Genomic DNA, 244 nt, shown 5'->3' with positions numbered 1-244 from the left:
CGATTAGGCATTACTAAAATCAGTGATTTTATGGCCCGTTTTGGCTACGGCGATTTGTCAGGTATTGATATTCATGAAGAAACTACTGCTATTCTACCTTCAAAAGAATGGAAAGAAGGACGCTTTAAAGAGTCTTGGTGGCGTGGTGATACTATTTCGGTAGGTATTGGTCAAGGTTACTGGACTGCTACACCAATTCAAATTGCAAATGCGACTAACATATTAGTTAATCGTGGTATTAATC

At 38.5% G+C, this 244-nt stretch carries 1 protein-coding gene; it reads left to right on the top strand.

Annotated elements, in window-relative coordinates; all coding sequences use genetic code 11:
• Nucleotides 1-244, top strand: a 244-nt coding sequence (locus tag AAEY75_RS16665) for a penicillin-binding transpeptidase domain-containing protein (RefSeq protein ID WP_352260271.1), incomplete at both ends; no start/stop codon positions are given.

Origin of the sequence: Psychrobacter sp. TB55-MNA-CIBAN-0194 (assembly GCF_040309505.1) — a bacterium.
GTDB classification, from domain to species: Bacteria; Pseudomonadota; Gammaproteobacteria; order Pseudomonadales; family Moraxellaceae; genus Psychrobacter; species Psychrobacter fozii.
This window is presented reverse-complemented; position numbering and strand designations above follow the sequence as displayed.